Raw genomic sequence first — 23,497 nt, 5'->3', positions numbered from 1 at the left:
AGCGAGCGGTCTATTCCCATTTTACCGTAATTTCGACATGCTTATTTTTCTTATGTAAATGACAAATTGCTTCAGCGTTCGACTCAAAATGGGCTGCTGCCTGTTCCGCAATAAAGCCGCTTTCAAGTGTAAAAGCAGGATCTGCCTGCACGGTAAACCGCCGTTCAACTAAACTTCCAGATAAGTGGTAGACCCATTCTTTTCTCGTTTCTTTTACAAGTTCAATTGTACCCCAGCCAGCTTCTTTGAAAAAAGCTGTCAATTCTTCTGTATTTGCACAAGGAAAGCGCCGCGCCAGCGTTTTTCCGCCCCAATATAAGATTTCAGCCGCGTCATTTCCGAGCAGATCGCCAAGTAAAACATCCCGTATCAGTTCATAGCCAAAGACAGAAACGGACGCTTTCGGTGCTTCAACGAGTCCCTGTTCTTCGTTTTCAATAGTCAAAGTGAATTCCTCGCTTTCTCTCTCGTTATTATATACAATTGATCGTCCCAAAAAAAGCATATTCCGCATGAAAAGCCGGACAAAAATGTCCCCACCTTACCTTGACGCTCTTAATTTATGGGAGTAAAATGAATTTGTCACATCGTAAGATTACTAGATGAAGCAATGTGCGAATAAACAAAATATTTGTCGGATGCTTCAAATTCAAGGGGGGAAAATGGTGGCTGACAATCGAGAGTTTTTTTACCGCAGGCTGCACTCATTGCTCGGTGTCATTCCAGTCGGGCTTTTTATGACGCAGCATTTAGTCGTGAATCATTTTGCGACGAAAGGGGAAGAAGCGTTTAACCAGGCGGCAGGCTTTATGGGAAGTTTACCTTTTGTGCTTGTGCTTGAAACGTTAGTGATCTTCCTGCCACTTTTGTTCCACGCGATTTATGGGCTTTACATTGCGTTCACTGCGAAAAACAATCCTGGACGCTTTGGGTACTTCCGCAACTGGATGTTTGTGCTGCAGCGCTGGACAGGCGTGATTACACTGATCTTTGTTGCATGGCACGTATGGGAAACACGGGTTCAAGCTGCGCTTGGTGCAGAAGTGAATTTTCAGATGATGGAGAATATTTTAGATAATCCATTTATGCTTGTTTTTTACATAGTTGGAGTTCTTTCAGCAATTTTCCATTTTGCAAATGGTTTATGGTCGTTTTGTGTGAGCTGGGGAATCGCAGTATCGCCACGTTCACAACGCATTGTTACATACGCAACATTACTTGTATTTTTAGCTTTATCGTATGTCGGATTAAGCGCTATCTTTGCGTTTGTATAAAACCCGGCAATGAATGGAGTTTTGTCAGATAGATAGAAGGCAGGACTGAAAAGGGAGTGGACCTCACAATGAGTAAAGGTAAAGTTATCGTAGTCGGCGGCGGTTTGGCCGGTTTGATGGCTACGATTAAAGCAGCGGAGTCAGGTACGCCTGTCGAGTTATTTTCGCTCGTTCCGGTAAAGCGTTCTCATTCCGTTTGTGCGCAGGGCGGCATTAATGGAGCGGTTAATACAAAAGGGGAAGGCGATTCTCCGTGGGTACATTTTGATGACACCATTTATGGAGGCGATTTCTTAGCGAATCAGCCGCCGGTAAAAGCGATGGCAGAAGCGGCACCAGGCATTATTCATTTGCTTGACCGTATGGGCGTTATGTTTAACCGGACACCGGAAGGTCTTCTTGATTTCCGCCGTTTCGGGGGCACACAGCATCACCGTACTGCTTTTGCAGGTGCCACTACAGGCCAGCAGCTGCTGTATGCGCTGGATGAGCAGGTGCGCCGCTTTGAAGTAGCAGGCCTTGTGACAAAATATGAAGGCTGGGAATTTCTCGGCGCCGTAATTGATGACGAAGGAATTTGCCGTGGGATTGTTGGGCAAAACCTGGCAACGATGGAAATTCAATCGTTTCCAGCAGATGCAGTTATTATGGCAACAGGCGGCCCTGGTATTATCTTTGGTAAGTCTACAAACTCGATTATCAACACAGGCTCAGCTGCATCAATTGTGTATCAGCAGGGCGTTCATTACGCAAATGGCGAGTTCATTCAAATTCACCCAACAGCGATTCCAGGCGATGACAAACTTCGCCTAATGAGTGAATCGGCGCGTGGTGAGGGTGGACGCGTTTGGACATATAAAGATGGAAAGCCTTGGTACTTCCTGGAAGAGAAGTATCCAGCTTACGGAAACCTGGTACCGCGGGATATTGCAACACGTGAAATCTTTGACGTTTGCGTAAACCAAAAACTAGGTATCAATGGTGAAAACATGGTATACTTGGATCTGTCCCATAAAGATCCACACGAACTAGACATCAAGCTGGGCGGAATTATCGAAATCTATGAAAAGTTCATGGGTGATGATCCGCGTAAAGTACCGATGAAAATCTTCCCTGCTGTTCATTACTCTATGGGCGGACTATGGGTTGATTATGACCAGCAAACCAATATTCCAGGTCTTTTTGCAGCTGGTGAGTGTGACTATTCACAGCACGGTGCAAACCGTCTTGGGGCGAATTCTCTCCTTTCCGCTATTTATGGCGGTATGGTAGCAGGACCAAACGCAGTACGGTACATTAACGGACTAGAGAAAAGTGCCGAGGCCGTTTCTTCGTCTGTTTTCGACAATCATGTGAAGCAGGAACAGGCAAAATGGAACGATGTCATGTCCTTAAACAAAGGATCTGAAAATGCCTATGTTCTTCACAAGGAATTGGGCGAATGGATGACCGCTAATGTGACCGTTGTTCGATATAATGATAAGTTGCAGCAGACAGACGATAAAATTGTTGAGTTGATGGAACGCTATAAAAACATCGACATTAACGATACAGCCAAGTGGAGCAATCAGGGTGCGATGTTTACGCGCCAGTTGAAAAACATGCTTCATTTAGCACGCGTCATGACGATTGGTGCTTTGAACCGGAACGAAAGCCGAGGAGCACACTACAAGCCGGACTTCCCGGATCGTAATGACGAGGAATTTATGAAAACAACGATGGCCACGTTCACAGGTGAAAACACGGCGCCTTCTTTCCATTACGAAGACATCGATGTATCGCTCATTCCGCCTCGTAAACGGGACTACTCGAAGAAGAAGGAGGAGAAATAATGAGTGAGCAAAAAACAGTTCGATTTCTCATCACACGTCAAGATGCCGCTGATTCTACTCCGTATGAGGAAGAGTTCGAAATACCCTACCGTCCGAATATGAACGTGATTTCCGCCCTAATGGAAATCCGTCGTAATCCGGTAAATAAAAAAGGTGAAAAAACAACACCGATTACCTGGGACATGAACTGTCTTGAGGAAGTATGCGGTGCCTGCTCTATGAATATCAATGGCAAGCCGCGCCAGTCTTGTACAGCTCTGGTTGACCAATTGGAGCAGCCGATTCGCCTGGCTCCAATGAATACGTTCCCAGTTGTCCGTGACCTTCAGGTAGACCGCAGCCGTATGTTTGATTCATTGAAGCGTGTTAAAGCATGGGTACCAATTGATGGAACATACGATTTAGGGCCTGGACCGCGTATGCCGGAACGGAAGCGCCAATGGGCATATGAACTGTCCAAATGTATGACATGCGGTGTATGCTTGGAAGCTTGTCCGAATGTAAACAGCAAATCAAACTTTATCGGTCCGCAGCCACTATCGCAGGTTCGTTTGTTTAATGCGCATCCAACAGGTGCCATGAACCGTGATGAGCGCCTCGAAACGATTATGGGAGACGGAGGACTTGCCAATTGCGGTAACTCACAAAACTGTGTTCAGTCCTGCCCGAAAGGCATTCCGTTAACGACATCGATCGCTGCGTTAAACCGTGAAGCTACATTCCAGTCGTTCCGTAATTTCTTCGGAAGCGACCACGCAGTAGATTAATAGAAAACCTCCAGCTTATGCTGGAGGTTTTTTGTATGGAAAGATACCATGACCGTTGTCGGTGAATGAAAGCAGCTGCGTATGTGAGGCTTTGGAAGAATGGGCATGTCCCCGTCATACACCCGCCGTATTTATATGTTCTGGAAAAGGTCTCGTTTGCTTTTTGCAGGCGGGCGGCTCCCAAAAAAACCAATCGTGGAACTCATTACAGCTGTAACAGCTGATTTATAAGTGACTATAGGGAAAAGTGCTCTATCGTAATGAATTAAAATGTAAGTTTAAACAGCTTCCCTTGTCACTTTCCCGGTGGTTTTTATGGCGAAAAAGTAACGTGATGATGCCCTTGATAAAACCTATGGCCGGCCCGTTTCTTTTACTGTTAATACAAAAGAGCTTCTTATGTAAAACCAATTACGTATAGCGCGCATATGATAAGGGTAGTGGCGGCTAACCGACACAGGCTGCTCTTTGAAAGGGTGACGTTGTTTGTGGCAGCTCTGATTTTGACGAAGCGCGAAAAAGACGTATTCAAGAGACTGGTTGACGGAAAATCTACACACGACATTGCAGAAGAATTGGGAATCAGTGAAAAAACGGTCCGGAACCATATTTCAAATGGCATTCAAAAGCTGGGCGTCAAAGGACGGGCACAAGCCATTGTAGAATTGCTTCGGATCGGGGAGCTTACGTTATAAAGCTAAAGCCGTGCCGAGAAGGGCGCGGCTTTTCCCTTGCTTGCATTTTGTTTGAAAAAAAGCGAAAATAAAAGAAGAATGGCATATTGTTTTACATATGAAAGGGTGCAAAAACATGTCTCTCACACGAAGCAGTTCGGGAGAAGCGGTCGCCGATATTGAACGGAACCTGCGTCATATTGACAGCATTATCAAGCAAAAAGGCCGTGAAATTTTAAATGATTACATGATTACGCCGCCACAATTTATTGCCCTGCATTCATTATATGAAAAAGGGGATACAACTATTGGCGATCTTTCTTCAAGAATGTTTTTGGCATGCAGCACGACAACGGATTTAATTAACCGAATGGAAAAAGCATCCCTTGTTGCGCGCGTCCGGGACACAAAAGACCGGCGCATTGTCCGGATTCATCTTCTAGAAGAAGGCGAAAAAATTATTAAAGAAGTTATTAAAAGGCGCCGCCAATATGTGGAGGATGTGCTGGATAACTTTTCGGAGGAAGAAACAGCGCAATTAAATGCCCTTTTAAGTAAAATGCACATTGAAATGAAAGTGGAATGAGGCGTCGGTGTTGAACAGACCAATTGGAGTAATTGATTCAGGTGTCGGCGGGCTGACGGTTGCAAAAGAAATGATGCGCCAGCTGCCTAAAGAAACCATTTATTATATAGGGGATACAGCGCGCTGTCCGTACGGCCCGCGGCTGCCCGGAGAGGTACGGCAGTTTACTTGGGAAATGACCCGTTTTTTAGAGCGGTATGATATGAAAATGCTGGTGATTGCCTGCAACACGGCTACGGCCGTTGTGTTAGATGAAATTAAACGCCAGCTTCCTATTCCGGTTGTCGGTGTTATTCAGCCAGGCTCCCGCGCGGCTATTAAACAAACCAAGAACCGTCGTATTGCTGTGCTTGGAACCGCCGGCACGGTGAAAAGCAAAGCTTATGAAAAAGCTATTGCTGCCATTGATCCGGGAGCAGAAGTGTATGCTCTTGCCTGCCCGGGATTTGTCCCGCTTGTTGAAAGTGGAAAATATCGCAGTGAGCGAGCCAAGCAGGTGGTGGCCCATACACTTGAACCGCTAAAAGAAACGCCGTCTGATACGGTTATACTTGGCTGCACACACTATCCTCTCTTGGAACCGATTATTGCGGATTTTATGGGGGAAGAGGTGTCAGTCATTAGTTCTGGTGATGAAACCGCCCGTGAAGTCAGTGCGATTTTAGAGTTTAATGAGATGCTTTCAGATAGCGAACAGGCGGATCACCGTTTTTTTACAACCGGAAGTGTCCGGGCTTTTAACGCGATTGCAGCAGACTGGCTTGGGGATGTTCCATTAAATACGAAAAAAATTCAGCTGGCATAAATGCCGGCTTTTTTTCATTTGTCTGCATATATTTGTATGAATGCAAATGAAAGGGGCGGTTTAAGTGCAGAAAAAATGTGGCTTGCTGTTGCTGCTTATACTGTCAGGCTGTTCAGCGGAACCAGAGGAAGGACTGCCGGTGAAAGTGGTGTATACCGAAGAAGAGGGAGACAAGCCGGTCGCGGCAGAAGAAAAAGTGATGGCAGAATTGTATGTGGTGAACGAAAATGGACTTCTTGTTCCTCAAATAGCGGCAGTCGAAGGGAACGGGCAGGAAGAGCAAGCTGCGCTTATCGCGCTGGCGGAAGGGAACATTCCAGCCGGCTTCCGTTCTCCATTGCCTGAAGGAACCGTTATTCAAGATGTCGAGCTCGATGGGAAAACAGCCATCGTAAGTGTGGGGGGCGCTTTTGCCAATTATCCGGCAGAGGAAGAGGAACTTGTCGCATCAGCCATTACGTGGACGGTTACCGGAATGGGCCAGGCGGATCGCGTTCAAATTAAATTTAACGGCGAAACACTGGAGTCCATGCCGAAAGTAGGACTGCCGATTGCAGCCGGAGGCATGAAGCGGGAAGATGGCATCAACTTAAAAGCGGGCTATACCGATCCTGGAGCAACAAAACCGATTACTGTGTATTTTACCGGACAAAATGAACAGGGACCTTATTTAGTGCCGGTTACCCGCCGCATTTCAGAGGATGAAACAGACCTTATTGCTGCTTCTGTAAAAGAGCTTGCGAAAGGACCTGCAGCAGGCAGCGGGCTTATGACAAGCTGGCCGGCTGATGCAAAGCTGACAAAAGAACCAGAAGTAGAAGATGGACGGGCTGTTCTTCAGTTTAACGAGGCCGTTTTGGAAAACAACGGGGAAGCTCTTGTTTCAAGCAGTCTGTTAAAGCCGTTATCACTGACGCTGGCTGCTACTGCCCAAATTGAAAGTATAGGGGTTGAAGTGGAAGGCCACCCAGAAGTGAAAATGGAAACAGGGGCCCCTCTGCCGGCTTCCTTGACGACTCCTTTATTTGTAAACGAAGAAAGTCTTCCATCTGCCGAATGAATATTTGACAGACGCGTATAATTTTTGGAAAATGGACAGCGGAAGCAGGAAAAAACGGAGGAATGTATATGCGCACAGATGGACGGACAGAAAAAGAACTTCGGCCGGTTGACATTCAAACCAGCTTTTTAACACATCCGGAAGGGTCCGTGCTGATTTCGGTTGGAAATACAAAAGTAATTTGCACCGCGACGATTGAAGACCGGGTTCCGCCTTTTATGAGAGGGAGCGGAAAAGGCTGGGTTACAGCAGAATACGCGATGATTCCGCGAGCGACCGGCCAGCGCAACATGAGGGAATCAACAAAAGGAAAAGTAACCGGACGGACGATGGAGATTCAGAGGCTGATCGGCCGGGCGCTGCGCGCAGTCGTAGACCTTGATGTCATTGGAGAGCGCACTGTCTGGATCGACTGCGATGTGATTCAGGCAGACGGCGGAACTCGGACTGCAGCCATTACAGGCGCGTTCGTAGCCATGACCCTGGCTCTGCATGATTTGGCGATCGAAAAGGAGTTTTCCGTTTATCCGATTACGGATTTTCTTGCGGCCACAAGTGTTGGCATTGTCAAGGAGCAGGGAGTTGTTGTAGATTTAAATTATGAAGAAGACAGCACTGCAGAAGTAGATATGAATGTCGTCATGACAGGGACCGGACAATTTGTTGAAGTACAGGGAACAGGAGAGGAAGCCACTTTCTCTATGAACGAGCTTCAAGAAATGCTTCAAGCAGCACAAAGCGGCCTGGAAACGTTATTTGATATTCAAGCAGAGGCGCTTGGCGTTGCAGCAGAGTTGATCTACGAAAGGAAGTCAGTCAATGAATGAAGTCATCGTGGCTACACGTAATGCTGGTAAAGCAAAGGAATTTATTCGCATGTTTGAGCCTGTCGGCATCACAGTGAAAACACTGCTTGATTACCCCGATCTTCCGGATGTAGAGGAAACAGGCAAAACCTTTGCGGAAAATGCCTTTTTAAAAGCTGATTTTGCCGCCCGGTCAACAGGCCGGCCGGCGATTGCTGACGATTCAGGCTTGATCATTGATGCGCTTGATGGACGTCCGGGCGTGTATTCAGCACGGTATGCCGGAGAAGAAAAAAACGATCAGGCGAACAATGACAAAGTACTGGCCGAAATGAAAGACGTACCGAGAGAAGACCGGACCGGCCGTTTTATGTGTGTGCTCGCTGTAGCGTTTCCGGATGGGCGTGACCCGATTTATGCAGAAGGGCGCTGTGAAGGAATCATTGGTTTTGAAGAAGCGGGCCAGCATGGATTCGGGTATGATCCATTGTTTATTCCGGAAGGGTACAATGTGACAATGGCACAGCTTGATCCGGAAGAAAAAAACCGAATCAGCCACCGTGCAAATGCCCTTCAGTCATTACGGGCACAGCTGCCGGAATTGGCAGGTGAACCGGAATGAAGATGCTTGTCGTAAGTGATAACCATGGATGGAACAGCATTTTGTCGGATTTAAAGCAGCACTATGCAGGTAAAGTTTCGGTGATGATTCATTGCGGAGATTCCGAAATGAGGGCAACAGACCCGGAAGTCGTCGGCTATACGATTGTCCGCGGAAATTGCGATGATGAGGACAAGTTCCCAAACGACATCTTAGAAAGTGTAGAAGACTGCCGTGTATTTGTGACACATGGCCATCGCTACAATATCAAGATGACGTTAACGAACTTAGCTATGAAGGCAAAAGAAACCGGAGCCGATTTTGTTTTTTTCGGTCATTCTCATACCCCGGGTGCTGAAATGGAAGACGGTGTTTTGTATTTGAACCCGGGAAGCATTTCCCTGCCGAGAGGACGCCGTGAAAAAACATACGCTATTGTCGATGTAAGCAAATCGGCGATTTCTGTTCAATTTTATGATGACACACATCAAGAAGTAAAAGAACTGAGCTGCACATTCAGCCGTTGAGCGAACAGAACGTCCTGCTGTTCGCGCAGGGCGTTTTTGTTTCAAGTCAAAAATCGAGCGGTATAACAAATAATTTATTTTAAAATGAAATAAGTGTTGACAGGCGATAAATGGATTGATATTATAGATATTGTCTTCAGAGGAAGTCTCAGTAGCTCAGCTGGATAGAGCAACGGCCTTCTAAGCCGTCGGTCGGGGGTTCGAATCCCTCCTGGGACGTAATAAAAAAAGCGCCGTAGGGCGCTTTACAAAACGCCTTCTAATGCGTCGAATGAAACGGTCAATGATCCGGTCAACAGCCGATCGTAACCGACATTCACGCGTTAGGAGGTTTTTTTGTTGTCTAAAAAGAATGCGTCATTAACCGTAAACGCAGATTTATCCGATCTTTTTATCGAGCAGCAACCGAAGCAACAGCGTCGTCTTGTTGCGGAAGGTATGCCGATAGAAAAAGCGCTGTTCACGATTACCCGCCACATGGAAGCGACTGGCTTCCGAGAAAGAACGATCAGCGATTATAGACTCCACGTTACACACTTCGCAAAAATAACCGGCGTCCAGTTCCTAGACGAATTGACAGCCGACCACATTTACGAGTGGCTTTCGAGCATGAACGTCAGCAATCAAACGAAATTAACGCGTCTAAAGTGCCTCAAGGCGTTTCTAGGCCGTTGTTTCGACTTAGGCTGGGTTCAGACACGTTTTTGGCGAGCGATCAATATAAAGGTTGATAGCCCCGTTAAAACAGGTGCCGCCGAAAAAGACATTCGTATTCTACTACACTTGCTTGATTTAACGAGATTCGTTGAACTACGTGATGCTGCCGCCATTTTGATGATGTATCAGACGGGGCTACGCGTCGGCACAATCGCCAAACTCGAAAACAAGCACGTCGATATTCAAGCCAAACTCCTTAAAATTGACGGAAGTATCGTTAAGAACCACGAACAACTACATTTACCTATTGGCGATGACCTAGCACGCTTGCTAGACGTTTTAATGCGTCAGAATGACGTTGTAAGGCGCCATAACCGCTGTCGTAATGATTTTGTATTCATAACTAAGAACGGCGGTCCTACGGCCTCTGGAGCGTCTCACAATAACATACAGAAACGGCTGGCTAAATACGCCCGTGAATACGGACTAAAAAATATTAATCCGCACGCATTACGTAGAGGCTTCGCTAAGAATTTGCTCGATAAAGGAGCGAACGTAGCGATGATCTCAAGAGCGCTCGGTCACAGCGATATAGCCGTTACCAGTCGATACTTGCACCTCGACAAAGAAGAAGTCGCAGAGAGCCTGCGGAGATTTCTATAAAACAAAAAAAGGCCACCGCCTGCCGAAACAGATGATGACCCCCGTCGTAAGGTTAGTTTATCAAAAATTTCGGCTTTAAGCAAATTCTGCCCGTCTGTTCATTTAACAGAACGTATGTGCTTATTTGCTTGCGGTGTCCTATTAAAGGAGCCGTTTAAAATGATTAATATTGTGTTCGATAAAATACAAAAGTCAGATTTTGCAAAGTTCAAAGATATGGATGGACTTAGAATCGCAGTGAATAAACACGTTCGCACGATAGAAGCGAGCGAGCTATCTGCCGCCTGGAAGCGCAAGCTCATCCGTTTACTGGACTATCTGCGCGACATTTCCCGTAATTATCCCGGCCTATCGTTCCGTAGCCAGCGCAAGATTGCCGCTGACTTTGGCGTAAAGAAGCCGGACACGATTGGCGTATGGCTAAAGAAATTGGCGTCTTTAGGTATCGTTAATATACTGCCGACTAAACGCAGCTCGACGATGCAGCAGACCGTGAATTTGGTGCAAATCATGCCCGCTGAGCCTGCGGAAAATGAAAAACGGGGGCAAGCGCCCGCAGAAAACGGGGAGCATGAAGACAATATCTTTTCTAAGACTAGTACTAATATTAATACCAATACGTATCCTGCGGAGCCGCTAACGTTTTATCAACGTTTTAAATCCTTCGTTAAGAACGTAAATAGCCAAGACGAGACGCTTGCAAGCCGCATGTACGGCGTTTACAGAGGGCAAACGGCAGCCTTATTAAAGAGCGACGCATATGACAAGGAAGACCTCGAAAACATTGCCATGAGCGCCCTGCACGCCGCTGTAATGGCGACTAAAAGCCGCCGCATACGTAACCTGCCGGGCTTTTTTAACGGCGTTATTAGCCGCATGATAGACAGTTATATCGATGATATTATCGAGCAAGAATCCGTTCCATTAACGGCACCGCTGCCGGTGTGGTAAATCGTTCGAAAATGGCACCGAAATTAATAGCGTAGGTCGTCTGAAACACAACCCTGGCGCGGGTTCAAGGCGGTTTACCATTTGCGTAGACCTTCCGTGTAGTGATACGGTATACGTCTATTAACTGCGAGAGGAAGAACGCACCATGAGCAAGAAAAAGAAAGCCGCTGCGCCTAAATCGATTCACGACGTTATGGCCAAGAAAGCAGCGCGGCCAAAACTGTCAGAAACGCATACGAGACGGACTTTTCACGTTGAAAACAAACTGCTGCCTATTATCGATCAGCTCGAAGCCACAGCGCCAGCACGCGGGTTTAAGAAGGAGCTTATTAACGTGGCTCTGCGGAGAGTGTTGCGAGAGGACTACGGGATCGACGTCTGATTACATAAAAAAAAAAGGCTGCGACGGGCGCTACAGTCTAAAGTGCGACCCTAACTACGTTATTTCTACGCACTATATAGAAGAAACGCGCTCAAACGGGTTAGGAAAAGTTATGATTTCGCTTTACTCTGCTTTACTATTTGCGGGCACGCGGGTCCAGACGGAGACACGCCGGAAACTTTCCGAATGTGTAATGACTGAACTACGGGATACCTTATAGAAGGAAATCGGAAATGACGTTACTCAATATTACACAAAACACCGGCTGCGTGCCTCTGGCGGACACGTACCCGAAACACTTTGGCGGCACATTGCGTCACAATGACGATGTAACGTAGTTCCGTTTTAGCGCACTATATAGAAGAAACACGTCAAATCAACTTTACATAGGGTTACATTACGTAATAAATCCGTTGTGCATTATTGTGCATTTCATCGGCTGGATGCTCGCGGGACGGACGCCTCTGAAAATATCGGGGGGTCTATTTTGCTTCCGGAAATTTCCGATTTCAGCGATCACTAGGGGGTTCGGCTATCGTCTATAAAACGAACGGTTTATAAACTCCGACAAAACTCCGCAAAATGACGTCTATTTACTCGTTATTTAGTTTATAAACTCGTTCATAAATCATAGTTGACTTCTCCATACGTTTGATGTACTATTAAGGTACAAACAAACGACAAGGGGCGGTTATTATGAAAATCGGTTATGCTCGCGTATCTACGGCGGATCAGTCGCTGGATCTTCAAATGGACGCATTAAACAAGGCGGGGGCTGAACGAATCTTTTCGGAGAAGCAAAGCGGCGGCAAGTGGGATCGTAAGGAGCTGCAACGTTGCTTGGACGTATTGAGAAAAGGCGATACACTAATCGTCTATAAACTCGATCGTCTCGGCCGTAGCGCTAAGCAATTACGCGAGATAGCCGATGACCTGCAGGAGCGTGGCATTGAACTCGTAAGCATCCAGGAGAAACTTGATACAGCGACAGCAATGGGGCGCGCCATGTTCGGTATGATAAGCGTTATGGCAGAGCTAGAGCGGGACATCATTAAGGAACGTACACAGGCCGGGCTGGAAGCTGCACGCGCACGGGGTCGTAAAGGTGGAAGACCTGCAGCCAATCCGCAGAAGGTAAAGCAGGCGCTTGTAATGTACGACAGCAATCAATACTCAGTTGCTCAGATAACGGAAGCAACAGGAATCAGCAAAGCGTTGTTATATAAAGAATTAAATAAACGTAAGGAATCGAGCCAGGCGTGATGCTGCGGCTCTTTTTTGCGTTGACCCCCATAGCGTACCCACCGAATACCCCTCAGCTGGTGTCCGGAATTTGCTCACAACAAAAAAACATTTTGACCAATTTTTACCAATCATATTTACCCCATACCTTGTTTTTTGACGATGCAGCTGCGTCTGAAAAAAAATTCGCTACAAAAATTTTAACTCAGGGGGCTAGTCGAGGAAATCTTTCGGCAGCCGGTAACCCATCGCCTCGATCGCCTTCTTTACTTTTACCAGCGTCGCGTACTTCGGTATGTAGTCATCATCGTTACACATCCGTGAGATCGTTGCGTGACTTACCTTCGATTTACTTGTAAGCTCCGACTGTGTAATTCCCTTTTCGTCAATAAATCGTCCAAACTTCGTTCTGCTCTTTCCTAATCCGAACCAACTAAACATGTCGGTCACCTCCTGGCAAACAGTATTGTCCACGTTTTACATTTTTATACCTGCGGCAACTTTTGAAAAAAATGAAAAAAATTATACAACATGTACAAGCAGTCGTTAATACATTAACAGCAGATGCAGAAACGCCAGCAGAAATTGCAGTAGCGAATCCACTTACGTTAATACAGTTAATCCTCGATAAAGCCCGTAGGTATACGGTTTCAGAGTTTTGTTTAATAAAGGGAGGAAACGGAAGATGGAAGATGTACTGTTGATTACGAGCCTAATCGGAGTTATAGCGATAGCCAGCTTAGAGAAGTTCTGTGAGCAACACGGTCTGCCACGCTATGCCGCCGCCTTAAAAGTCTTGCTGCCTGTCGGAGCTATTGCAGGCTTTACAGCGGTCATGGGGTTGATCTTATGAGCGTATTTGAACGCCTGGCAGCCCGCAGGAAGCTCGTTAATGTGTTCAGCTTATTCAGCGACTATAAACCGCTTATACACGACGTTACCATGACGCCAGGCTTTACACGGTACGTCTTCACGATTCCAAACGGAATGAATCCGAAGCTCCTCCACGATAAACTATTCGCTTTTCATCAGGTGTTAGGCGAGAACATGACGTTAGAAGGTACGGCAAAGAAGTTTGTTCTTACCGTCTATCGTAAAAAGATGCCGCGTGAAGTAAAGTATCGGCCGGCTGACTGGACGGAAGCAACCGAAGGCATGACGCTGCCTATTATCGTTGGTGTTAATCAACAAGGCGGGAAGGTCGCTTTTGACTGCGCTGAGCTGCCGCATGTGAGCATTGCTGGCGAAACGGGCTCCGGTAAATCTTCATTACTGCGGTCAATCCTCACGAATTTAATACTGTCACGCACGCCGGACCAGGTGGAGCTAGTTCTATGTGATTTGAAGCGCAGCGAGTTCGGGCTTTTTAAAAATTTACCGCATGTGCGAGGCGTTCATATAAAAATCAGCGATGTTGAGCAAGCGTTGATGCAGGTGAAAATCGAGATGGATCGTAGAGGGGATTTATTAGATGACGCAGAGATGCCGCATATAAAGGATCTGCCGCAAAAACTCAATTACATTATCGTTGCCATCGATGAGGTCGCGCTTTTAAGAGAAGAAAAAGAGCTAATGGCTATCGTTGAGGATATTTCGTCAATTGGCCGTTCCCTCGGTATTATCTTGCTTTTGTCTATGCAACGTCCAGACGCCGGAATTTTGTCGGGAAGGCTCAAAAATAATCTTGTCGTCAGAATCTCCGGAAGGCAATCAAACACAACCAACGCTACTGTCGCCGGGGTTCCTGGCTCGGAAAATATAAAAGTAACCGATCGTGGCCGCATGATCCTTATGGCGGAGGAAGCCGTTACCGTACAAACGCCGTGGCTATCGTTTGAAGAAGCAAAGCGCCTATTGAATCCGCTGAAACAGACGGGCCGTAAGCGCAAGGAAGTATTTGACGCTGAACCTGAGCCGCAAGAACCGCAGTACAGCTTCGGATTGCTAGGGGGTGCGAACGATGCGACTAAGTAAGCGTGACCGTGCTATCCTTGCGGATCTCAAGCGCTTCTCCTGCATGGATCGAGACTCGGTGGCCGCCATTTACTTCTCGCATGTAAAGGACCCGATACAGGCCACAAATGCAACGCTGTTAAGGCTTTACCGGCAAGACTTAATCGAAAGAACGACCGACTATCAACCATTCGTCTATTTTCCCGCTAATTCATCCATGAAAAAGAACTCGCAGAAAATTCCTCACTACCTCGAACTTGTAAAAGTGTATATCGACCTTCTGGCGTATGAACAGCCGGACATCTTCCGCACTGAAATACAGTATCAGAAGGGCTTAGCACAGCCCGACATATTCACCGTATTCAAAAAGTCGCCTCTATTTATCGAGGTTCAGCGGAGTACGTACTCCGAAAAGTTAATGAAGGAAAAGATCGCACGCTATGAGGCGCTGTATGATTCGCACCTGCTCGATAGTGAGCCGTGGCAGCCGCAAGGAAAGTCGCCTGTATTCCCGGCTGTTTTGCTGCTCACAACGAAGAAATACGCCATTAAAAGCGACCGGTTTGCCGTTATTCAAGCCGAGTCAATCGACGAATTTATGCGCATTATGGGCGCCAGAACAGTGCCGACAGCGACAGGGAAGCCGCGTAAAGCCCCGGTGATTACAATAAAAAACAATCGAGGTGTGTAAATATGAAAGTAACGGTGAACGGAGAGGAACTGCGCATGTGTGAGCCGACTGAGGCGTTCAATTATGAGGAAATGTTTAACACGGCAAATGCGGAGGTCTGTGTGGATCAGTCCACCGTTAATGCCTACGTACATGAAATGCATCAAGTGTGGCCGGTGTTTGAGGATTACTCGCCAATCGACCACGGAATCGCCACGTTTTACATGTTCGGGCAAATGACGCACTGGACGCTTACAAAGACGGCTGATATGATGTCGAGCTTATTTTAACGCAGAAAAAAAACGCCTACTCAATCGCGAGGGGCGTCTTTTTGTTGTTCGACCTTCTTAAATTCCACTACGTCTTGAATATCGCAGTCCAGGTACTCGCAAATCAAGGCGATTACATCAAGCGCCACATACTCGCCGGCACTCATTTTCGCCAGTGTGGACGGTGATATTTTCAAGTCATTCCGCAGATCAGTGCGCGTTTTATCTCTTTTGATTAGCGTAATGTCCATCGGTTTGTACGACGGAGCAATGCTTTCGGCTTTTCTTCTTTCTCTTGCCATGTTCAACGCCTCCCATACGTTAATTCTATACTACATCTACGTAAATAGAAATAAAATATTCGACTTATCGAACTTTTTTTACGAAAACAGTTGACGTCCGTTTTTACATATCGTATTATAAGTACAAGAAGTCGAACACAAAATACAATAAAACGGAGGGACAGCGATGAAATTCAGCCCGATTAAACTGGTGCAGCACATCGAAGCCGACTTGCCACTCGATCCTGCGAGCACTGAATATTACGACGGAATCATTTTCGACAGTGATATTGTCGCATGGCGAGACGAAAGCCGGACCTTTCCTGAGATCCACGCTTACATACTACCGAAGCCAGTCGTCGGGCTGGACGAAGTAGTCGACATTACCGACTTGTCGCCGATCTCCCTGGAACTGAATGCCGACGGCCTTAATGAACCGTTAGATAAATTGGCAGGGATGCCGCTATCAAAATTAATTCGATACCTAGCGTAAAGCATTTTAATAAAAAAAAATCGGAGGGATTTTATTATGACACCACCACATGAACGTTATCTTGAGCAGCTTGATACTATTTGCGAGAAAGTAAACTCGGACTGGCGCTACTACTCCCGCGCCCAGGGAGACATTGATAAAAGAATCAACGAATTAAAGAATCGTGGCGACATCGACGACATTACCGCACATGAAATGCAGCAACTACTGGCCGATCGCGCCCGTATTAAAAACATCGCCATGAATCTTCTTCCTCTACGGGATCTATTCAAAGGCTACGACGAAATGAATGAGCGCCTTGCGAATCTTAAACGGTACGAACGATGATAACAGCGCCAGAGCAGCGCATCCAATACAAAATACAAAAATCGGAGGAATGCGAAATGACGTCAAGAAATATCAGAGTAATCGAATGGTGCCAGGACGATCTTGCGGTGAACTGGGAGGATCAATGGAGCGTACGTATGGGGACGGTAGTAGGGCAGCGCACAATCGCAATCCGCGACGATGAGAAGCTAAACCTGTTCACGCTGCCACAACCGATTCCGCAGGATGCCGACGGCGTAGACGTAACGGATATTCACTGCTCATGGATTTATTTATCGGAGGAAGGAAAGCAAATGAGCGCGGAAAAACTAGCCCGCATGTCCGTTATCGAACTAGCACCTTACGTTGCATAACAAAAACAGCCCACTTTTGGACGCAATGAGGTGTTAAATAAGTATAAAAGCAAAAAGCCCGGCGCCTGTATCGCGTCGGGTTAGCATTTTTTGTTATTATTTTAGTAGGAGGGATGCGCAGTGTCCGAATTTAAGAAGAAAATCGCTAATTATCAGCAAAATGGGGATGAAACGGTTATCGATGACATTATGTCCGCAGTAGAAAAGGATTTCATGGGGAATCCTACGAGAACACGTATTGTAGACGGTACAGCTTCCGGGGGCGTTCGTATTAGCTTGAATAAAAATTACGAATATATCGCCTATCGCATTCGAGCGATGAGAGAGCTTTTGCTGCGGCATGTAATGGTGGAGTTCTCCGATAACATTAACGAATTTCAACGGTATCTATCTATCATTTACATTGACTTCGGCATTCAGTTTAAGGCGACTATATACGATAAAGACGAGTTTCTATACTATTTCAAGTTAAATTCCGAGCTTTTTGAGGGATTAGAGCCGCTTATGCCGGAGCTGGAAGAACGATTTAGTGTAGATGAGTTCCGTTATTTCCGTTGGATGTTCGATAAATATAAGCAGCTCGAATTACAAATGCGTGCAGAAAGAGCGGAAAGACAGCGGGAAATCCACGAAATTTCCATTGGAGCGCTCAAGTATGCTTTAAAGTATGTAGACGTCAACAAAAGCGAAAAGGAAATCGTTAAGTACGTAAATATGACGTTCAGCAGCAAGCTATCCGACGCAGAAGCAAAGCGCAATGGTTTAAGACGGATCCAGCGGCAAACATTCGGCAAAGAGCGCTCGTCTTATTTGGTGAAGCCATATTTTCCGAAGAATATTTACCACGTCATATTTGGCGATGATATTAGTGACTCATTACGCTATTTGAATGATGCTCAGCGAGAATTTATCCAGGAAGTATATGAAATAGTAGAAGCGGACAAGAAAGCCGGGAATATGGACGATTATAAATGTGAAATAGACGGCGAATTAAGGGTTTCTAAGAAATATATTGCGGAAAAGCTAGGCATTAAAGAGAGTTTAGTCAGAAAAAGATTCCAAAGAATTTTAGAAAAAATTAATTAAGTGTCACATAATACAAGTATTTTTAATAGAGGGGAAGGACATTTAAGTTATAAAATTAACCTGGAATATTACAGTTTTATTACATTTTACGTTTATAGGGGCGAAAAAGGCCAAAACGTTGTGCTTTAAAAGATGAGGGGACTAAAAAGTTTCGTCAATGATTGTTGTTTAAGGACTAAGGAAGTGTGGAGAAGTTTCCGCAGCTATTATCGGCTGCCGTTTTTATTTACGCTACTTGTTGCATTTTATAACAAAACTAATAGGAGGAATCGACATGACCGCAATTGACGTTGCTAATATTCGCCACTGCTACTCGCTCACTCAAGAAGCACTCGCCAGTAAGACCGGTTATACTACCGCCTACATTACGATGATAGAAAACGGCCAGCGCCGTGTTACAGAATCCGTGTCATTGCGGATCATGGCCGCCTTAAATATCGACATAGAACGCCTTCAAGAAATACGCAGGCTATACGCTAAAATCGGAGAATATCGACAAGGCGGTTAGAATGTTACAAGAGCAAAGAACAACGGGCAAGACCGGCCCGGCATTCGCAGGAAAAGCACCTGCTCTGCAATCTCTACTATCGTATATCTCTTTGCGTATGCTTTAAAACCAACGTTAAAAGTGATGCATTCATAGGCGGTTTTCCTATGGATGCGCGAGGGGCGCTCTTTGCCCCGAAGCTAAATACCTTCGCTATTTCTCGTACCGGACGTATTCCGTAAAGACTGATTAAGATAAGCTAGCAAAGCAAAAAACGGCTGTAACCCGCGCCACCATTGGCGTTAGGACACTTTTGCTATGTAAACGAAAAGCAGTGTATCTAGCCGATTTTGTAAACGAAAAGCAGTGTATTTTTCTGAATCCGATAAAACTGGGGGAACGATGAATGGAAAATAACAGACAAGCAGCACAACGCGCATGGGTAAACGCACATCCGAAAGTACGCCGTGATTACATGGAAAATAAGGATAATCTGCGAATCGAAAACGGCAGGTTCACTACGGAAGACGGACGCGATCTCACTTATCTATTCGAACTGCAGCCGAGAGTGAACGCTACAACGCCACCACAGCGCGACAGCCTCAACGCAATAGCTGAGCTTGCCGAGCATCAAAAAGAGCATGGCGGCTTCGTATTCGCCTTTTTTGACGCTGCACAAACGATGGACGGCCAGTTCCCAACGTTGACACAATCGGACCTGGCGCGCCTCATGTTTATCGGTACATATGCGGCATGGGAAACCGGCCAGCTAAAGCACGACAACGGGCGTCCGATCGATAAGAAAGGACTTGCGGAGCTATTAAACGTAAGCAGACCGGCATTCGGTACGTTTTATAAGAAGCTAGTAGCGGAAGAAATTATCCGTGAAAAAGACGGAGACCTCTTTGTAAATGCGGCGGTCTTTTACCGCGGCAATCTCGGCGATGTCCGCAAACAGCTTGGCGATGTCCAGTACACTCGATTGTTCCGGAAAACCGTGCGGGAGCTTTATGAACTGTACGGAGGCCGCGCAATCAAGCAACTCGCCATTATATATTCGGTGCTGCCGTTCGTGAACTTCAATTTCAACGTTATCTGCTACAATCCGGAGGAGAGTAACGTGGATCTCGTTCGACCTATGACGTTGGACAAGCTCGCGGCGGCGCTCGGCTACAAAGACACGCACAAACTCGTAACAGCCCTGCGGAAGATAAAGCACAATAACCAGTCAGTCTTCGGCCTTTTTGAAATCGACGGAGACAAGCGAGCAAGAAAGGTAGTCGTTAACCCGTCGGTAGTTTATGCGGGTGGCGGCGCCAGTTTAGACGGAATCAGAGTCCTATTTATATAAAACAGAGAAGCCTACGCATTCATTTGCGGGGCTTTTTTCTATGCGCTCATTTAAGGAGGTGATTGGAATGGAACGGAATGAAGGACGTGCGGCAAACCTGGCAGCATACATCGCGGCTCTGGCTCAAATCGAGCGTAACGGCAATGTGTACGTTAGCAGGGAAATCGCCGAGGCAATCGCAGCCATTAAAGTGGAGCTCGAACTGAAAAAATAACTGAAACGAAGGGAATGGAACGGAATGAAAACAAAACACTGCACCCGCTGCGACCAAACGAAGAGGATAAAGGAATTTTACAACGCTGGCCGACATTACTGTATCGCCTGTGAGCGCCAGTCCGCAAAGTGGCGTATGCACTCCAAATCAAATATCGCTGCCACTGCCGCCCGTAATGCCGCAAGAAAAGCCGCCAAGTTCGGAGTATACAGCGACCTTACTGCTGATGATGTAGCGTATTTATTCGCGATCTCAGGCGGCCGCTGTAATTACTGTAACCGACTTGACCGGCTGACCCTTGAACACCTACTGCCGATGAGCAAAGGGCATCCGAATACGATTTCCAACTGTACTGCGGTCTGTGCCCGGTGTAACAAGGAAAAAGGAGACGGTGATTTTCTCGACTTTTTGGAGGTTCGGCTGCGGCATCGAGAAGCGGATGATCTTATGCGGCAAGTGGCTACACGTAAGGGCGTTCCTTACAGCGATGTCCTGGCTGACTTTGTAGAGGAGCAGCGTCAGTGGAATAACGAGCGTATTCGTAAAATCATGGCCGGATGGGCTGCAGAGGAGGCGACAGGATGAAAAATGAGCTCTGGAAGTTTGAAACCGGCTTTCTCTGCGGCTATACGGAGGATCGCGACCTTATTCGCAGAATCAAGCGGTACAAAAAGGACTGGACGATCATGGCGGATTATTTTAAGGGGAATCGTTTAGTCGGCGTTCAATTTAAAATACCGATTGAACAACGGCGGCCTGCTGAGCGTATGTTTTACGGTGCAGAAAATAAGGAAAATGAGGCGATTTAAGCCGTTTTGATGCCTTACCCTTCCGCTAGTATTCAAAACGAAATAAAAGACGCTTAAAACGGCTGATTTCCCTTGAAATCCGTCAAATACACACACTTTTGCTAGGAGGTTCGGAGAGGATGCGCATAACAGTCTGTAAAAGCGTCAATCGAGGTCCAAAACTAGTGAAAATCACAAAAAATAACCGCGTCGGCTGGATGTCTGTGGGTCCGCATGTTTCAGAGCAGCGTATTCAGTATTTAGCCAGCAGCAACGTCGTGAAATGGGAGGCTCGATAATATGGGGCGCAAGAGTAGCAAGGATGCAAGATATAGCTCGTTAAGCCAGTGGAAACAACGGAAAGAAAAACGTAAGGCACAGACGCACGGCCGCAATGATTTCAATAAATTCGGGGAGCGTATGATGAAAACCTTAGAAAACGCGAAGGAGCAACCGACAAATGAAGAAAACTAATAACGGATTCACTCTCGCAGACATGTTAGATCCGGAACAAGCGCGCAAGCTGCAAAAACTGGCCGGTGCTCCAAAAAAGACACCCAGTCGCCGCAGAAATACGCGTAAGCATAGCCCTGGCGGAGAGTAAAGCCGGCTTCGGCGCCGGTGTGATGATAACCGATCGTGGCAGGCTGATTTCGATGGAATCGGCTTTTTTGTCGCGCTCTGTTTATCCGAGCCGGAACGGATGCCTTCGACATCTACTGCTTAAATATGCCGAGAATGGCACGGTGTTTATTGGAGCAGCGGAGATATTCAAGACGGATCCGCGCCGATTGAAGCGGTGGTCTTTAAAAGATGTCCGCATCCTTCATTCGGAGAAATTGCCTGGGGAATGTTACCGGATGGCATACGAGGAGCTGAACAAACATGGCGGGTAGGTTCGCAGTCATAAACGTCGAGCCGTTAGAGTCCGGCCGTCTTATCGTGGCGAACGTATATAGCAATGAGAGCGGCCAGCTGATCGACCAGATTATACGAAAATTTGAAAGTTATCCGCAGGCAGTCGCATTACTGCAGGAAATCGGCGCTGAACAAGCATGGACAAGCGATCGAGAACTGTATGGCTTTCTGTTACAGATTGTCGGCATCGGTGCGGAGTATAAACACTCTGACGATACGGCTGACACAAGGCGAGCCATCGAGCAACAAGCGGACCTGCTCTGTGAGATATTCCAAATCGAAGCATTGCCGCCAAAAAAGCCGCTTCCAAAGTGGCGATTGTACTTAATTACGAAATTGGAGGAGTTAACTATATGGCTAAGAAAACAATGACGAAACTAGAAGAGTATAAAGCGCAGAAAGCCGCCGGCACTAAGGCTGCAGAGGATTTTCAGCGTAGAATCGCGCAAGCAGATGAGGATTACCAGGCGCTCAAAGCGAAACATGAAGCTCTTATCCGTGAATCGATTGTATCTGGCGTTGATAAAACGGCTGAACTCGATGAGCTTGCCGGGCAAATTGACGCAGCGAAAAAAGCGTGTGAGCGCCGCAGAGAGGAACAGCGCGTTTACAGTGCTATGGATCCGTTAAATACCATTACTCCGCAGGACGTTATTAACGCCTTTAATAACGAGGTAATTCCAGCGTTCAAAAAAGAGCGACTTGAGCCGGTTCTCGAACGGCTTCTCGCTGCTAAATTGGAGTACGCTGCTGCGGTAATTGACTATCACACTGCCGTATCAGAGTTCGAGGATAGTCGTGCTGAAAACCGCGCGGAACTGGCACAGACGCACTATTACAAGTTTAACGATGCCGCACTCAATACAACAAAAGAGACGGATCGCTACTTTATTAAGCAGGCCGACATTAATGATCTGAACATGGCGCAGATGCCCGAATCAATTAAATCAGAGGTGAAGAAATAATGGCGGAATTTACAAGCGTTAAAAAATTAGACGAAATGAAAATGATGAGCCGCGGTAATCCGGAGAAGATAGCGGCTTATAGTACGGCTCGGAAGCAATACAACGAAACTGTAGCGGCTTATTTTACCGATGATGAGCCTCTGCCGAACCTGCCTAGCGCTGATTACGTTGAGGGGCTTAAAGCCAAAGCGGAAGAAGGCGACGAAGCCGACAAAATGCGTTATGAGCTCGCCAGAGATCGCCGGGAAAGCACTGAGTACCGCCATAATGGAGCGCATGAACAAACGCATCAGACAGTAAACAGGCTGCGACAGAAACTAATCGCTGGTGAAAAGATGACCTCAGCGGATGTTAAAGCGATGGAAAGAGCAGCAAAGCATCAGTCGTCGGCAGAAAATATCGCGCTATACGCACAAGTAAAACGAGTAGCTGAATAAATAAATCGCGGGTTTGAATGGCTCCGGCATGACATACCGGGAAGTCAGACCGCAATAGCCTCCGTTAAACAGGCCGGT

General features: G+C 46.7%; 36 protein-coding genes and 1 tRNA gene. 34 read left to right on the top strand and 3 right to left on the bottom strand.

What is annotated here, in order from left to right:
- Window positions 1-10: 10 nt before the first annotated feature.
- The gene (locus M3221_RS00545; RefSeq protein ID WP_251269619.1) at window positions 11-445 is read right to left on the bottom strand and encodes a YslB family protein; all 435 of its coding nucleotides are present in this window, start codon (window positions 443-445) and stop codon (window positions 11-13) included.
- 220 nt (window positions 446-665) lie between these two features.
- On the opposite strand from M3221_RS00545, the gene M3221_RS00540 reads away from it, so the two are divergent.
- From M3221_RS00540 to M3221_RS00470, 15 genes are all read left to right on the top strand, one after another.
- Entirely contained in the window at window positions 666-1,274 is a 609-nt protein-coding gene (locus M3221_RS00540; protein ID WP_309089606.1) for a succinate dehydrogenase cytochrome b558 subunit, read from the top strand.
- 68 nt (window positions 1,275-1,342) lie between these two features.
- The gene (gene sdhA / locus M3221_RS00535) at window positions 1,343-3,106 is read left to right on the top strand and encodes a succinate dehydrogenase flavoprotein subunit (RefSeq protein ID WP_251269618.1); all 1,764 of its coding nucleotides are present in this window, start codon (window positions 1,343-1,345) and stop codon (window positions 3,104-3,106) included.
- Window positions 3,106-3,873: a succinate dehydrogenase iron-sulfur subunit gene (gene sdhB, locus M3221_RS00530; protein WP_251269617.1), complete on the top strand. Its 768-nt coding sequence runs from the start codon at window positions 3,106-3,108 to the stop codon at window positions 3,871-3,873. Before sdhA ends, sdhB begins: the two co-directional genes overlap by 1 nt.
- A gap of 488 nt (window positions 3,874-4,361) precedes the next feature.
- Window positions 4,362-4,568 (top strand): helix-turn-helix domain-containing protein, encoded by a 207-nt coding sequence (locus tag M3221_RS00525; protein ID WP_094031938.1) that lies wholly within the window; start codon window positions 4,362-4,364, stop codon window positions 4,566-4,568.
- A 115-nt stretch (window positions 4,569-4,683) separates the two neighbouring features.
- Window positions 4,684-5,133 (top strand): MarR family winged helix-turn-helix transcriptional regulator, encoded by a 450-nt coding sequence (locus M3221_RS00520; RefSeq protein WP_242233303.1) that lies wholly within the window; start codon window positions 4,684-4,686, stop codon window positions 5,131-5,133.
- A 10-nt stretch (window positions 5,134-5,143) separates the two neighbouring features.
- Complete coding sequence (racE, locus tag M3221_RS00515) at window positions 5,144-5,938, top strand: glutamate racemase (RefSeq protein WP_285878401.1); 795 nt, start codon at window positions 5,144-5,146, stop codon at window positions 5,936-5,938.
- A 64-nt stretch (window positions 5,939-6,002) separates the two neighbouring features.
- Window positions 6,003-6,998: a GerMN domain-containing protein gene (locus tag M3221_RS00510; protein ID WP_251269616.1), complete on the top strand. Its 996-nt coding sequence runs from the start codon at window positions 6,003-6,005 to the stop codon at window positions 6,996-6,998.
- A 68-nt stretch (window positions 6,999-7,066) separates the two neighbouring features.
- Window positions 7,067-7,825, top strand: coding sequence for a ribonuclease PH (rph, locus tag M3221_RS00505; protein ID WP_251269615.1), 759 nt, complete (start codon window positions 7,067-7,069; stop codon window positions 7,823-7,825).
- Window positions 7,818-8,426 carry an XTP/dITP diphosphatase gene (locus M3221_RS00500; RefSeq protein WP_242233306.1) on the top strand — a complete coding sequence of 203 codons (609 nt, stop codon included), beginning with the start codon at window positions 7,818-7,820 and terminating at the stop codon, window positions 8,424-8,426. Before rph ends, M3221_RS00500 begins: the two co-directional genes overlap by 8 nt.
- Window positions 8,423-8,932, top strand: a complete 510-nt coding sequence (locus tag M3221_RS00495) for a metallophosphoesterase (RefSeq protein WP_251269614.1) — start codon at window positions 8,423-8,425, stop codon at window positions 8,930-8,932. The genes M3221_RS00500 and M3221_RS00495 overlap by 4 nt, the downstream gene beginning before the upstream one ends.
- A gap of 145 nt (window positions 8,933-9,077) precedes the next feature.
- Window positions 9,078-9,151 (top strand) — tRNA-Arg (locus M3221_RS00490).
- Between the two features lie 120 nt (window positions 9,152-9,271).
- Window positions 9,272-10,252 (top strand): tyrosine-type recombinase/integrase, encoded by a 981-nt coding sequence (locus tag M3221_RS00485; RefSeq protein WP_251269613.1) that lies wholly within the window; start codon window positions 9,272-9,274, stop codon window positions 10,250-10,252.
- Between the two features lie 159 nt (window positions 10,253-10,411).
- Window positions 10,412-11,203 (top strand): helix-turn-helix domain-containing protein, encoded by a 792-nt coding sequence (locus tag M3221_RS00480; RefSeq protein WP_251269612.1) that lies wholly within the window; start codon window positions 10,412-10,414, stop codon window positions 11,201-11,203.
- A 145-nt stretch (window positions 11,204-11,348) separates the two neighbouring features.
- On the top strand, window positions 11,349-11,585 hold the full coding sequence (locus M3221_RS00475; RefSeq protein ID WP_251269611.1) for a hypothetical protein: 237 nt from the start codon (window positions 11,349-11,351) through the stop codon (window positions 11,583-11,585).
- A gap of 696 nt (window positions 11,586-12,281) precedes the next feature.
- Window positions 12,282-12,848, top strand: a complete 567-nt coding sequence (locus tag M3221_RS00470) for a recombinase family protein (protein WP_251269610.1) — start codon at window positions 12,282-12,284, stop codon at window positions 12,846-12,848.
- A 192-nt stretch (window positions 12,849-13,040) separates the two neighbouring features.
- On the opposite strand, the gene M3221_RS00465 is transcribed toward M3221_RS00470, so the two are convergent.
- On the bottom strand, window positions 13,041-13,268 hold the full coding sequence (locus M3221_RS00465) for a helix-turn-helix domain-containing protein (RefSeq protein WP_251269609.1): 228 nt from the start codon (window positions 13,266-13,268) through the stop codon (window positions 13,041-13,043).
- 244 nt (window positions 13,269-13,512) lie between these two features.
- On the opposite strand from M3221_RS00465, the gene M3221_RS00460 reads away from it, so the two are divergent.
- Genes M3221_RS00460 through M3221_RS00445 form a run of 4 tightly spaced genes read left to right on the top strand, consistent with a single transcriptional unit; the run spans window position 13,513 to window position 15,740 of the window.
- A complete protein-coding gene (locus tag M3221_RS00460) occupies window positions 13,513-13,680 on the top strand; it encodes a hypothetical protein (RefSeq protein ID WP_251269608.1) in 168 nt (55 codons plus the stop codon).
- The gene (locus M3221_RS00455; protein ID WP_251269607.1) at window positions 13,677-14,801 is read left to right on the top strand and encodes an FtsK/SpoIIIE domain-containing protein; all 1,125 of its coding nucleotides are present in this window, start codon (window positions 13,677-13,679) and stop codon (window positions 14,799-14,801) included. Before M3221_RS00460 ends, M3221_RS00455 begins: the two co-directional genes overlap by 4 nt.
- 43 nt (window positions 14,802-14,844) lie before the next feature.
- Complete coding sequence (locus M3221_RS00450) at window positions 14,845-15,471, top strand: competence protein CoiA family protein (protein ID WP_251269606.1); 627 nt, start codon at window positions 14,845-14,847, stop codon at window positions 15,469-15,471.
- Between the two features lie 2 nt (window positions 15,472-15,473).
- Complete coding sequence (locus tag M3221_RS00445; RefSeq protein ID WP_251269605.1) at window positions 15,474-15,740, top strand: hypothetical protein; 267 nt, start codon at window positions 15,474-15,476, stop codon at window positions 15,738-15,740.
- 20 nt (window positions 15,741-15,760) lie between these two features.
- Here M3221_RS00445 and M3221_RS00440 read toward each other — a convergent pair whose 3' ends face one another.
- A complete protein-coding gene (locus M3221_RS00440) occupies window positions 15,761-16,021 on the bottom strand; it encodes a helix-turn-helix domain-containing protein (RefSeq protein WP_251269604.1) in 261 nt (86 codons plus the stop codon).
- 166 nt (window positions 16,022-16,187) lie between these two features.
- Between M3221_RS00440 and M3221_RS00435 the strand changes: the two genes are divergently transcribed.
- From M3221_RS00435 to M3221_RS00365, 15 genes are all read left to right on the top strand, one after another.
- Window positions 16,188-16,493: a hypothetical protein gene (locus M3221_RS00435; RefSeq protein WP_251269603.1), complete on the top strand. Its 306-nt coding sequence runs from the start codon at window positions 16,188-16,190 to the stop codon at window positions 16,491-16,493.
- Window positions 16,494-16,529: 36 nt separating this feature from the next.
- Window positions 16,530-16,820 (top strand): hypothetical protein, encoded by a 291-nt coding sequence (locus M3221_RS00430; protein ID WP_251269602.1) that lies wholly within the window; start codon window positions 16,530-16,532, stop codon window positions 16,818-16,820.
- Between the two features lie 56 nt (window positions 16,821-16,876).
- Window positions 16,877-17,173, top strand: a complete 297-nt coding sequence (locus M3221_RS00425; RefSeq protein ID WP_251269601.1) for a hypothetical protein — start codon at window positions 16,877-16,879, stop codon at window positions 17,171-17,173.
- A gap of 120 nt (window positions 17,174-17,293) precedes the next feature.
- Window positions 17,294-18,259, top strand: coding sequence for a hypothetical protein (locus M3221_RS00420; protein WP_251269600.1), 966 nt, complete (start codon window positions 17,294-17,296; stop codon window positions 18,257-18,259).
- Window positions 18,260-18,533: 274 nt separating this feature from the next.
- Window positions 18,534-18,767, top strand: coding sequence for a helix-turn-helix domain-containing protein (locus tag M3221_RS00415; protein WP_251269599.1), 234 nt, complete (start codon window positions 18,534-18,536; stop codon window positions 18,765-18,767).
- 385 nt (window positions 18,768-19,152) lie between these two features.
- Window positions 19,153-20,097: a hypothetical protein gene (locus tag M3221_RS00410; RefSeq protein ID WP_251269598.1), complete on the top strand. Its 945-nt coding sequence runs from the start codon at window positions 19,153-19,155 to the stop codon at window positions 20,095-20,097.
- Window positions 20,098-20,164: 67 nt separating this feature from the next.
- Entirely contained in the window at window positions 20,165-20,311 is a 147-nt protein-coding gene (locus M3221_RS00405) for a hypothetical protein (protein WP_251269597.1), read from the top strand.
- Between the two features lie 24 nt (window positions 20,312-20,335).
- On the top strand, window positions 20,336-20,896 hold the full coding sequence (locus tag M3221_RS00400) for an HNH endonuclease (RefSeq protein WP_251269596.1): 561 nt from the start codon (window positions 20,336-20,338) through the stop codon (window positions 20,894-20,896).
- Window positions 20,893-21,120 carry a hypothetical protein gene (locus M3221_RS00395; protein WP_251269595.1) on the top strand — a complete coding sequence of 76 codons (228 nt, stop codon included), beginning with the start codon at window positions 20,893-20,895 and terminating at the stop codon, window positions 21,118-21,120. The genes M3221_RS00400 and M3221_RS00395 overlap by 4 nt, the downstream gene beginning before the upstream one ends.
- Before the next feature lie 119 nt (window positions 21,121-21,239).
- Window positions 21,240-21,398 carry a hypothetical protein gene (locus M3221_RS00390; protein ID WP_251269594.1) on the top strand — a complete coding sequence of 53 codons (159 nt, stop codon included), beginning with the start codon at window positions 21,240-21,242 and terminating at the stop codon, window positions 21,396-21,398.
- A gap of 1 nt (window position 21,399) precedes the next feature.
- On the top strand, window positions 21,400-21,573 hold the full coding sequence (locus tag M3221_RS00385; RefSeq protein WP_251269593.1) for a hypothetical protein: 174 nt from the start codon (window positions 21,400-21,402) through the stop codon (window positions 21,571-21,573).
- Between the two features lie 152 nt (window positions 21,574-21,725).
- Window positions 21,726-21,995 carry a hypothetical protein gene (locus M3221_RS00380; RefSeq protein WP_251269592.1) on the top strand — a complete coding sequence of 90 codons (270 nt, stop codon included), beginning with the start codon at window positions 21,726-21,728 and terminating at the stop codon, window positions 21,993-21,995.
- Entirely contained in the window at window positions 21,985-22,389 is a 405-nt protein-coding gene (locus M3221_RS00375) for a hypothetical protein (RefSeq protein WP_251269591.1), read from the top strand. The genes M3221_RS00380 and M3221_RS00375 overlap by 11 nt, the downstream gene beginning before the upstream one ends.
- Window positions 22,371-22,982, top strand: coding sequence for a hypothetical protein (locus M3221_RS00370; protein WP_251269590.1), 612 nt, complete (start codon window positions 22,371-22,373; stop codon window positions 22,980-22,982). Before M3221_RS00375 ends, M3221_RS00370 begins: the two co-directional genes overlap by 19 nt.
- Entirely contained in the window at window positions 22,982-23,419 is a 438-nt protein-coding gene (locus tag M3221_RS00365) for a hypothetical protein (protein WP_251269589.1), read from the top strand. Before M3221_RS00370 ends, M3221_RS00365 begins: the two co-directional genes overlap by 1 nt.
- Window positions 23,420-23,497 lie beyond the last annotated feature (78 nt).

Source organism: Domibacillus indicus (genome assembly GCF_023715895.1).
Classification (GTDB): Bacteria; Bacillota; Bacilli; order Bacillales; family Domibacillaceae; genus Domibacillus; species Domibacillus indicus_A.
Note: the sequence above shows the minus strand (reverse complement) of the source record. Positions and strands in the feature narration are given on the sequence as shown.

Excerpts from the sequence above, each read along its gene's own strand:
- sdhA (WP_251269618.1), top strand. The coding sequence starts at position 1,343 with ATGAGTAAAGGTAAAGTTATCGTAGTCGGCGGCGGTTTGGCCGGTTTG.
- sdhB (WP_251269617.1), top strand. The coding sequence starts at position 3,106 with ATGAGTGAGCAAAAAACAGTTCGATTTCTCATCACACGTCAAGATGCC.
- M3221_RS00520 (WP_242233303.1), top strand. The coding sequence starts at position 4,684 with ATGTCTCTCACACGAAGCAGTTCGGGAGAAGCGGTCGCCGATATTGAA.
- rph (WP_251269615.1), top strand. The coding sequence starts at position 7,067 with ATGCGCACAGATGGACGGACAGAAAAAGAACTTCGGCCGGTTGACATT.
- M3221_RS00500 (WP_242233306.1), top strand. The coding sequence starts at position 7,818 with ATGAATGAAGTCATCGTGGCTACACGTAATGCTGGTAAAGCAAAGGAA.
- M3221_RS00495 (WP_251269614.1), top strand. The coding sequence starts at position 8,423 with ATGAAGATGCTTGTCGTAAGTGATAACCATGGATGGAACAGCATTTTG.
- M3221_RS00480 (WP_251269612.1), top strand. The coding sequence starts at position 10,412 with ATGATTAATATTGTGTTCGATAAAATACAAAAGTCAGATTTTGCAAAG.
- M3221_RS00475 (WP_251269611.1), top strand. The coding sequence starts at position 11,349 with ATGAGCAAGAAAAAGAAAGCCGCTGCGCCTAAATCGATTCACGACGTT.
- M3221_RS00470 (WP_251269610.1), top strand. The coding sequence starts at position 12,282 with ATGAAAATCGGTTATGCTCGCGTATCTACGGCGGATCAGTCGCTGGAT.
- M3221_RS00465 (WP_251269609.1), bottom strand. The coding sequence starts at position 13,268 with ATGTTTAGTTGGTTCGGATTAGGAAAGAGCAGAACGAAGTTTGGACGA.
- M3221_RS00460 (WP_251269608.1), top strand. The coding sequence starts at position 13,513 with ATGGAAGATGTACTGTTGATTACGAGCCTAATCGGAGTTATAGCGATA.
- M3221_RS00455 (WP_251269607.1), top strand. The coding sequence starts at position 13,677 with ATGAGCGTATTTGAACGCCTGGCAGCCCGCAGGAAGCTCGTTAATGTG.
- M3221_RS00450 (WP_251269606.1), top strand. The coding sequence starts at position 14,845 with ATGGATCGAGACTCGGTGGCCGCCATTTACTTCTCGCATGTAAAGGAC.
- M3221_RS00445 (WP_251269605.1), top strand. The coding sequence starts at position 15,474 with ATGAAAGTAACGGTGAACGGAGAGGAACTGCGCATGTGTGAGCCGACT.
- M3221_RS00440 (WP_251269604.1), bottom strand. The coding sequence starts at position 16,021 with ATGGCAAGAGAAAGAAGAAAAGCCGAAAGCATTGCTCCGTCGTACAAA.
- M3221_RS00435 (WP_251269603.1), top strand. The coding sequence starts at position 16,188 with ATGAAATTCAGCCCGATTAAACTGGTGCAGCACATCGAAGCCGACTTG.
- M3221_RS00430 (WP_251269602.1), top strand. The coding sequence starts at position 16,530 with ATGACACCACCACATGAACGTTATCTTGAGCAGCTTGATACTATTTGC.
- M3221_RS00425 (WP_251269601.1), top strand. The coding sequence starts at position 16,877 with ATGACGTCAAGAAATATCAGAGTAATCGAATGGTGCCAGGACGATCTT.
- M3221_RS00415 (WP_251269599.1), top strand. The coding sequence starts at position 18,534 with ATGACCGCAATTGACGTTGCTAATATTCGCCACTGCTACTCGCTCACT.
- M3221_RS00410 (WP_251269598.1), top strand. The coding sequence starts at position 19,153 with ATGGAAAATAACAGACAAGCAGCACAACGCGCATGGGTAAACGCACAT.
- M3221_RS00405 (WP_251269597.1), top strand. The coding sequence starts at position 20,165 with ATGGAACGGAATGAAGGACGTGCGGCAAACCTGGCAGCATACATCGCG.
- M3221_RS00400 (WP_251269596.1), top strand. The coding sequence starts at position 20,336 with ATGAAAACAAAACACTGCACCCGCTGCGACCAAACGAAGAGGATAAAG.
- M3221_RS00395 (WP_251269595.1), top strand. The coding sequence starts at position 20,893 with ATGAAAAATGAGCTCTGGAAGTTTGAAACCGGCTTTCTCTGCGGCTAT.
- M3221_RS00390 (WP_251269594.1), top strand. The coding sequence starts at position 21,240 with ATGCGCATAACAGTCTGTAAAAGCGTCAATCGAGGTCCAAAACTAGTG.
- M3221_RS00385 (WP_251269593.1), top strand. The coding sequence starts at position 21,400 with ATGGGGCGCAAGAGTAGCAAGGATGCAAGATATAGCTCGTTAAGCCAG.
- M3221_RS00380 (WP_251269592.1), top strand. The coding sequence starts at position 21,726 with ATGATAACCGATCGTGGCAGGCTGATTTCGATGGAATCGGCTTTTTTG.
- M3221_RS00375 (WP_251269591.1), top strand. The coding sequence starts at position 21,985 with ATGGCGGGTAGGTTCGCAGTCATAAACGTCGAGCCGTTAGAGTCCGGC.
- M3221_RS00370 (WP_251269590.1), top strand. The coding sequence starts at position 22,371 with ATGGCTAAGAAAACAATGACGAAACTAGAAGAGTATAAAGCGCAGAAA.
- M3221_RS00365 (WP_251269589.1), top strand. The coding sequence starts at position 22,982 with ATGGCGGAATTTACAAGCGTTAAAAAATTAGACGAAATGAAAATGATG.